This is a genomic window from Candidatus Cloacimonadota bacterium (assembly GCA_011372345.1).
Taxonomy (GTDB): domain Bacteria; phylum Cloacimonadota; class Cloacimonadia; order Cloacimonadales; family TCS61; genus DRTC01.
Map to the genome: position 1 here is coordinate 1 of DRTC01000207.1, position 8,815 is coordinate 8,815.

Consider the following 8,815-nt stretch of genomic DNA (forward strand, 5'->3'; position numbering starts at 1 on the left):
AATGTTTGTTATTAAAATGAATCAGTGCCTAACAAACAGCTCCACAGCCAAGCAAGAAGATAAGCAAGAAGAGCGTGGCAGCTGCCAAACATTAATAAAACCAAAAAGAAAATCAGGGAATTCACAATTTTAAAGTAGATTATTGACAAGAAATTACCCTTTAAATTTTTTACATAATCTGGAATTAAACCAGTAAAAAAAATAAATGTTTTATATATAAAGAACGGGGGAAAAATGAAAAAATATGATTGGAAAGATATCAGAAATGTTGCTCTTGTGGGTGCGAGCGGTGCCGGAAAAACGAGTCTGATCGAGCAGATGCTTTATAATGCGAAAGCAACAAGTAGAGTTGGAAAAATTGAAGATGGAAACACGGTCATGGATTTTAATGCGGAAGAGATCGAAAAAGGGATGTCCATGTCCTTGGGTGTTGCTTATTTTGAATGGAAAAATAATAAAATAAATATCCTTGATGCTCCGGGTAATGCAGATTTTGCCGGAGAACAGATTTCATCTTCACTCGCAGCGGAAACGCTTCTTTTTGTAGCAAATGCTCATGGCGGATATGAAGTCAGTCTGGAGCAATCCCTGGAGTTGCTGGCAAATTCTCCGGCAGCAAAAGGGATCATCGTCAACAGGATGGATAATGAAGGTGCTGATTTTAATAAAACTATCGAACTGATCAAAGAAAATACCGATCTGAATCCTATTCCTATCTTTCTGCCAATCGGTTCTGAACACAGGTTTGAAGGAATCGTTGACATCGTAAAAGGAAAAGCATTTATCAAAGATAAGGTAGCGGATATTCCTGCAAATATGGCTGATCAGGTCGAGGAAAGTCGATTAGCCTTGATGGAAGCAGTTGCTGAAAGCGATGACGACCTTCTGGAAAAATATTTTGAAGTTGGTAAACTTTCAGACGAAGAACTTTCCTCAGGGATTAAATCTGCGATAACTGCTGGAACCCTCATCCCTGTTTTTGCCTGTTCCGCAACCTCTAATATCGCAGTAAATGATATTATGAATGCGATCTCTGATTATTTACCGTCTCCTGCTGATAAGAATAAAATAACAGTCGAAGAAAAAGGAGAAGAAAAAACAATTACAACTTCAATAAATGGTGATCTTTGTGCTTATGTATTCAAATCGTTTACTGATCCGAATGTGGGTGATATTGCTTATGTGAGAGTTTTTTCAGGAAATCTGAAAAGCGGAATGGAAGTTTTTGTTCCGGAAAAAGATAGCAAGGACAGAATCGGTTCGATGTATTATGTTGTAGGAAAAGGAAGAACTGAAACAGATGAACTGAGCGCAGGTGATATTGGGGGCTTGGTAAAAATTAAAGTTGCTCGTAGTTTTAATTCACTGGTCAAAATCGGATCAAAAATCAGGTTAAAGAAAGTCGCTCTTCCGACTCCTGTTTTCTGGCAGGCGATCAAAGCCGTAAACCAGCATGATGAAGACAAGATCGGTTCAGCTCTAACCAAGCTGTTAGATGAAGATCCGACCATTACTCTGGAAATGAATGCGGAAACGAATGAGAATGTTCTTGCCGGAATCGGTGATCAGCAAATTAGTTTTTTAAACAAAAAACTAAAATCCCGTTATAAGATCGATGCGGAATTATCTTTACCTTCAGTTCCTTATAAAGAAACAATTACCGGTAAAGCCGATATCAGTTATAAACACAAAAAACAATCCGGTGGAAGAGGACAGTATGGAGAAGTTTATTTCCGGGTTGCCCCCAAACAAAGGGGAGAAGGTTTTGAATTCATAAATTCGATCGTTGGTGGAACGATTCCAAGCAAATATATTCCGGCAATTGAAAAAGGTCTTGTAGAAATCATGGGTAAAGGTATTGTTTCAGGAAATCCGATTGTCGATATCAGTGTTGATTGTTATTACGGAAGTTATCACGATGTCGATTCATCTGAAATGGCGTTTAAAATAGCTTCCTGGAATGCCCTGAAAAAAGCTTTTGAGATTGCCAAACCGATTCTCCTGGAACCTGTTTATGAAGCCCAGATAATTATCCCGAATGAATATATGGGTGATGTCATGGGAGATATTTCAACGCGTAGAGGGAAGATATTAGGAATGGAACAAAAGGGAAAGAAACAGATTTTAAACGCTCATATTCCGCTTGCTGAATTATTCGGATATTATCCCGCTCTTAAATCTCTAACTCAAGGTCGTGGAAAATTTACTCAGAAATTTTCACATTTTGAAAAAGTCCCAGGTGACATAGCTTCTAAAGTCATTGCTGAAGCTAATAAAAAAGACGAATGAAGCTTATCTTTCCGAAGCTTCTTCCAAAGATATTCTCAATAGTAAGATTCGGAAAGTTATTTGATGTTCTTTCCTAAAATTTAATTTCCAGACAAAATGGAAACTTGACTTATCCGGCACTTGCAGGATGAGTTAAATTGACATGTCTCAATGGATTATAAAACTTGAGTCAAGTCAGACAAAGCAAACTTAATTCAAGTTTTCACTCTGAAATAACCTGTTTAATTTTATGCGTATGTGATGAAACTTGAAAAGTTTAGAGTAATTGCAGGAGGTCAAGATGGGTTTAGTTTACGCAGAAATAACTTTAAGAAACGGTTTAGATGTTGCCTTACATAATGTTGGAAAACTCGAAAAAAAGGATATTCGGGAACTAAAAGTAAAATCATTGGTTGATTCCGGTGCTTACATGTTAGCGATCAATGAAAATGTGAAGAGTCAGTTGGGTTTGGTCAAAGTTGATGAAAAAGTTGCTGAACTTGCAGATGGAACAAGACACAAATTAGATGTTGTGGGTCCTGTAGAAATCCATTTTAAGAATAGAAGAGCAAATGTAGATGCTATGGTTTTACCTGCTGATTCTACGATTTTACTCGGTTCTATCCCAATGGAAGATATGGATGTAATTATCGATCCGAAAAAACAGGAACTAATTGTAAATCCAGAAACTCCTTATATTCCCAAAACTTATTTGAAATAAACGATTAAACCTTTTATACATAATTTCTCGGAGGGAAAAATGTCCGGTCATAGTAAATGGGCTTCTATCAAACATAAAAAAGGAGCAACTGATGCCAAAAGAGGCAAGCTCTTTACGAAATTGATCAAGGAAATAATCGTGGCTGCTCGTGAAGGCGGAGGAGATGTTGACAGTAATCCTCGTTTAAGGGTTGCAGTTTCCACTGCTCGCGGAGCAAATATGCCGAACAATAACATCGAAAGAGCGATCAAACGAGGAACCGGTGAGATCGAAGGTGTTAATTATGAAAATTTCACTTACGAAGGCTACGGACACAATGGTGTTGCTATTTTGGTTGAGACCTTGACTGATAATAAGCAGCGTACGGTTTCGGAAGTCAGGCATGCTTTTTCCAAATATGGAGGAACTCTCGCAGAAAACGGTTCTGTTTCCTGGATCTTTGAACAGAAAGGTTTGATCGAAATTCCCAAAAACGATCTGAACGAAGATGAGATCATGATGGCTGGTCTCGATGCCGGAGCAGATGACATCACGCTGGAAGGTGATTTTTTCCAGGTAATAACTCCTTATTCTGAACTTCATCAAGTCATGCAAAACCTGGAAGAAGCAGGTTATAAAATTGAGAAAGCCGAACTGACCAGGATTCCAAAAAATACGATCAAGGCTGATGATTTTGCAGATAAATTGCTCAAACTTATTGATAATCTTGAAGATCTGGATGATGTCCAGAAAGTGTATGCGAATTTTGAAATTTCCGATGAAACTATGGAGAGGTTGTTTATAAATTGATCATTATTGGAGTTGATCCGGGAAGTAAATATTGCGGTTATGGCATTATCGAGGTTCAGAAAAACAGGATACTTGCTGCTGGATGCGATGTCATCAAAATCAAACAAAGTTTTACTTTCCCTGAAAAATTAACTGTAGTTTACACGGAGATCAAACAAATAATTGCAAAATACAAACCTGACATTGCTGCTGTCGAATCCATATTTTATGGGAAAAATATCAAATCTGCTTTTATTCTGGGACATGTACGGGGTGTAATCCTTTTAGCTCTGGCTGAACAAAATATCAAAGTTTTGGAATACTCACCGCGAGAAATAAAAAGATCTGTTGTGGGTAATGGAAATGCTTCTAAAGAGCAGGTTCAATATATGGTCCAGAAGATCTTGAATTTGAATTTGGAAAACCGATCTGAAGACGCGATGGATGCTCTGGCAATAGCTTTGTGTCAATTTAATAAAGAAAGATTCAGGAGCAGGTAATGTTTGCTTATTTAAAAGGAATTTTGGCAAAGAAAAATCCAACCTTCGCTGTAATTGACTGCCATGGTGTCGGTTATGAAGTGAACATTCCATTAAGTACTTTCGATAAATTACCCGAGATCGGTAAAGAAATTGAATTCCAGATACATTTTTCTATGACCGAAAATGATGGAATCCGATTATTTGGTTTTTTTTCTGTGGAAGAGAAAGAGCTTTTTCGACAACTTATCTCCATCTCGAAGATCGGTCCCAAAACCGCATTATCGATTCTTTCCGGACTTTCAGTTCAGGATTTGATCCAGGCAGTTCAAACCGGAAATGTTAGTTTGATCTCAACTGTACCTGGTTTAGGAAAAAAATCAGCAGAACGATTGATCATCGAATTAAAAGATAAAGTCGGTAAGATCGGGATCGAAGATATTCTTTCATCCGAAACCGGAAAACCGGATATAATACACGAAGCAGAATCCGCCCTGATAACACTCGGATATAAACCTTTAGATGTGAAAAAAACAATTGCCAGATTGATAAAAGATAACGATTATCAAAGCGCTGAAGAGGTTATCAAAGCCACTATAAAATCATTATATCAGAGAAATATATGATGAATATCAGGCATGAAGCCTACAAAATCATTTTAAAAGTCCTGACCAAAAACATTTTTTCGGATAAACTTCTTTCCAAAACTTCAAAGAAAATCGAAAATTCTCAACCGGATGCTGGTCTGCTTTATATGCTTGTTAAAGGTGTCCTCAAGATGAAAGGTAATCTTGATTATATCGCTTCTATTTATACTGAAGAAGACAAATATTCTTCCACCAGCATAAAAATAAAAATTTTGCTTTATCTGTCTTTATACCAACTCCTTTATTGTGATTTTATCCCGGAATATGCAGCTGTTAATGAATCAGTAACTCTCGCAAAAAAACTTTATGGAGAGAATATCGCCAATTTCATCAATGCCGTTCTGCGAGCATATTTAAGATCAAAAGAAATAAAATATCCGGAAAATGATCTCGATAGATTAGCTTTGCAATATTCTTTCCCCAAAGAATTAGTTTATAAATGGCTGGAGTATTGGAGTGTTTCCGATACTGAAAAATTATGCAGATATTTTAATAAAATTCCTGAACTTCATATCAGGATCAATAAAATGGCAACTGATAAATCCCGCTTGCTCGAGTATTTTCGGAGAAGAGAAATCGATGTTCGGGAAAGCAAGGTCTCGGATAATATTTTAATTTCCAAACAGACAAGTGAAGTATTAAATAATATTGCCTTTTCAGAAGGATATTATTCGATCCAGGATTCGTCTTCCGCTCTCGTTGTCGAGTTGCTCGATCCTGCTCCTGATGAATCGATTCTCGACCTGTTTGCCGGTCCAGGTGGGAAAGCTACATATATTGCCGAAATGATGGAAAATACCGGCGAAATAATTGCTGTTGATAAATTTCCTCAAAAAATAAAAAAAATTAAACAGGCAGTGGAAAGGCTTCAAATTAAAAATATGCAGATCATTACCAAAGATTCTTTCAAATATGGACCTGTTGCTCCTGCTTTCGATAAAGTTCTGCTCGATGTTCCCTGCACAGGTTGGGGAGTTTTTCAAAAAAAGGCGGAACTTCGCTGGCAACTGAATCAAGACTTGCCGAAACTATTGAAACTGCAGGAAAATGCTCTTAAGACAGGTTCTGCTTTTGTTAAAAAAGATGGATTCATGGTTTACAGCACCTGCACTTTGAATGAAGAAGAAAATGAAAGGCAAATTTCCAAATTTCTGAAAAAAAATAAGAATTTCAAAAAAATCCCTGCATCCGGAACGATTCCTGATAAATTTGTCAAAAAAGGATTTCTTAAAACTTTACCTTATGAAAATAATATTGACGGAGCATTTGCTGCAAAATTAAAAAGAATTTCATAGTTTTCATTCAAGTTTTGAAAAATATCTGGCTGAATGTTCACAAGCAATCAGTCAAAAGCTTGAGACAGTCTTGCTTGTGGACAGAAACAAACGGGATTGTTTGTTTTACCATATTGGAGTAAATAATGAAAAAGATCAATCCATATTTGATTGCATTATCGATCCTATTGATCGCTTTTATAATTGGTTTTTTTGCTGTAAATATGTTCATGAAATTAGTTGTGGGTCATGGAAATGAAGTTAAAGTTCCGAATATTGTCGCGATGGATTTTGAAGTTGCCCGTAAAAACTGTAAAGACCTTAAACTGTATGTTCAGCAAAGTGAATCAATCCATAATAATGACTTGGAAAAGGGAAGAATTATTTCGCAGGAACCTCATCATGGTATTATGACCAAGAAATTCAGGACAATAAAAGTTGTAGTCAGCAAAGGTCCTGAAATGGTCAGAATTCCTTACCTGGATAATCTGGGAGTAATGGAAGCAAAAATGAAATTAGAAAATGCCGGGCTTTTCCTCGGTAAGAAAATCTTTCGTTATTCCGATTATGTAAAGAAAGATAAAGTGATATTTTCCCAACCGATGGCAGATGAACTTATTGCCCGAAAATCAAAGATCGATGTGATCATTAGTTTGGGAAAATTACCTGAAGTTTCTCCTAAACACGATAAATATAAGAATTTATTGGATGATGCAGGAAAGTAAAACAGGATGCTGGCTTGTTAATTTTAATGGTTTAATAAACTCTTATTTTTCGGAAAAAATATTTTTGTTGAAAAAGTATTTTCATTTTAATTGATTCAAGTTAAGCAGTTATAAAAAAACATTATTACTAAACAAATAAAAACCATTGAAATGGTTACGGATAATCTTTTTAAACTTTTTATCACCACAATGTCCGTCAAAACCGGAGTAAACAATTGTGGTGCTACTCTGATCGACTTTCATCGAAATTTGTTTCCTCATTCAGATTAACACCCCGATTTATCAGGGTGAACAAAACTACAGATAATTATGAACATAACCGTTTTAACGGTTTACTATTTTGCTACGAAACTTGAGTTAATCGAATGTTCAGCTTGCGGGAACTTGAGAACTCAAAACCTGCTTTTACGATCAATGAATGTTGAGTCCAGTTAAACAAATTTTATGCAAAAATAGAAATTGGTAAAATCCATATTTCTGAATTTTAAAAAAACAATAAATTTACAGTAATAATCAACTTTTATCTAATATTTCTAACAAAAAAATCCATCATCACTAAAATATAATCTCGAATCCATTTATAACTATCTGAATAATAAGAAGTTACAAACCTAACCTCGAAATCATAAAAATTCTGATAAAACTATCTAACATCAAGCAAATAAAATAGTTGACACATATCAGCCTTGATTATTATTTGGCACAGATAATTTAAGGTTTTTTGAACATTAAATTACTTAAAAAAAGAAGAGGAATTTTTATGTCTGATTCAAAATATACAGCAAGTAATATCAAAGTCCTGAAAGGTCTGGAAGCTGTTCGCAAACGACCGACCATGTATATCGGCGGAATCGGTGAACGAGGTCTTCATCATCTTGTTTACGAGGTCGTCGATAATAGTATTGATGAGGCTTTAGGCGGATATTGTGATGAGATCATCGTGATCATTACTCAAGATGGAAAAGTCTCGGTTGAAGATAACGGTAGGGGAATTCCGGTCGAGATCCATAAAACCGAAAAAGTGCCGGCAGTTCAGGTCGTGATGACAGTTCTTCATGCAGGGGGAAAATTTGATGATAAATCCTACAAAGTTTCCGGAGGTTTGCATGGAGTCGGAGTTTCTGTTGTTAATGCCTTGTCCGAAGAACTCGAAGTTGAAATCTATAAAAATGGTAAGATCTATCATCAATCTTACGCCAAAGGTATTCCTCAAAAAGAGTTGGAAATTGTCGGATTGTCAGATAAAACCGGAACAAAAGTTATTTTCAAACCTGATCCTGATATTTTCGAAACGATCGATTTCAGTTATGACTACCTTTCCGTTCGTTTGCGGGAACTGGCATTTCTAAATAAAGGAATTCGCATCGTTCTAAAAGATGAAAGAAACGAAAAAGTCCATGAATTCAAATATGATGGCGGGATTGTATCGTTTGTCGAATTTATCAATGAGAACAAGAAAGTTCTTTTTGGAGAACCGGTTTATATTTCCGGTCAAAGAAACGGCACGGAATTCGAGGTTTCGATCCAGTATAATGAAGGATTTCAGGAATTGATCTATAGTTTTGCCAATAACATCAATACGATCGAAGGCGGAACTCATTTAAGTGGATTCAAATCTGCCCTGACGCGTGCTGTAAATGCTTATATAAGAAGTACGAATCTTCTGAAAAACGAAAAAGTAACTCCCGGTGGAAGTGATATCAGGGAAGGAATTGCAGCCATAATCAGTGTGAAATTAAAAGATCCGCAATTTGAAGGACAAACTAAAACTAAATTGCAGAATTCTGAGATCGAAGGTATTGTCAATTCCATTGTTTATGAAAAATTAATGGAATATTTTGAGGAACATCCTACGGAAGCCAAGCATATTGCTATGAAAGCAATTCTAGGTGCTCGTTCACGGGAAGCAGCGCGTAAAGCAAGAGAATTAACG

8 protein-coding genes are annotated in these 8,815 nt (G+C 36.2%); all 8 read left to right on the plus strand.

From position 1 onward, the window contains the following. Positions 1-234: 234 nt before the first annotated feature. Positions 235-2,289: an elongation factor G gene (locus tag ENL20_04040; protein HHE37726.1), complete on the plus strand. Its 2,055-nt coding sequence runs from the start codon at positions 235-237 to the stop codon at positions 2,287-2,289. A 280-nt stretch (positions 2,290-2,569) separates the two neighbouring features. Further along, positions 2,570-2,989: a hypothetical protein gene (locus ENL20_04045; protein HHE37727.1), complete on the plus strand. Its 420-nt coding sequence runs from the start codon at positions 2,570-2,572 to the stop codon at positions 2,987-2,989. 39 nt (positions 2,990-3,028) lie between these two features. Next, entirely contained in the window at positions 3,029-3,778 is a 750-nt protein-coding gene (locus ENL20_04050) for a YebC/PmpR family DNA-binding transcriptional regulator (GenBank protein ID HHE37728.1), read from the plus strand. Next, entirely contained in the window at positions 3,775-4,257 is a 483-nt protein-coding gene (gene ruvC, locus ENL20_04055; GenBank protein HHE37729.1) for a crossover junction endodeoxyribonuclease RuvC, read from the plus strand. The genes ENL20_04050 and ruvC overlap by 4 nt, the downstream gene beginning before the upstream one ends. Continuing rightward, complete coding sequence (gene ruvA / locus ENL20_04060) at positions 4,257-4,862, plus strand: Holliday junction branch migration protein RuvA (protein HHE37730.1); 606 nt, start codon at positions 4,257-4,259, stop codon at positions 4,860-4,862. Before ruvC ends, ruvA begins: the two co-directional genes overlap by 1 nt. Next, complete coding sequence (rsmB, locus tag ENL20_04065; GenBank protein HHE37731.1) at positions 4,862-6,178, plus strand: 16S rRNA (cytosine(967)-C(5))-methyltransferase RsmB; 1,317 nt, start codon at positions 4,862-4,864, stop codon at positions 6,176-6,178. The genes ruvA and rsmB overlap by 1 nt, the downstream gene beginning before the upstream one ends. A 125-nt stretch (positions 6,179-6,303) precedes the next feature. After that, on the plus strand, positions 6,304-6,882 hold the full coding sequence (locus ENL20_04070) for a PASTA domain-containing protein (protein HHE37732.1): 579 nt from the start codon (positions 6,304-6,306) through the stop codon (positions 6,880-6,882). 760 nt (positions 6,883-7,642) lie between these two features. Then, positions 7,643-8,815 (plus strand): DNA topoisomerase IV subunit B (locus tag ENL20_04075; protein HHE37733.1); only part of this gene is annotated, 1,173 nt, incomplete at its 3' end.

Bases quoted from the DNA above. Each gene is read 5' to 3' on its own strand.
- ENL20_04070 (HHE37732.1), top strand. From the start codon at position 6,304: ATGAAAAAGATCAATCCATATTTGATTGCATTATCGATCCTATTGATC.
- ENL20_04045 (HHE37727.1), top strand. From the start codon at position 2,570: ATGGGTTTAGTTTACGCAGAAATAACTTTAAGAAACGGTTTAGATGTT.
- rsmB (HHE37731.1), top strand. From the start codon at position 4,862: ATGAATATCAGGCATGAAGCCTACAAAATCATTTTAAAAGTCCTGACC.
- ENL20_04050 (HHE37728.1), top strand. From the start codon at position 3,029: ATGTCCGGTCATAGTAAATGGGCTTCTATCAAACATAAAAAAGGAGCA.
- ENL20_04040 (HHE37726.1), top strand. From the start codon at position 235: ATGAAAAAATATGATTGGAAAGATATCAGAAATGTTGCTCTTGTGGGT.
- ruvA (HHE37730.1), top strand. From the start codon at position 4,257: ATGTTTGCTTATTTAAAAGGAATTTTGGCAAAGAAAAATCCAACCTTC.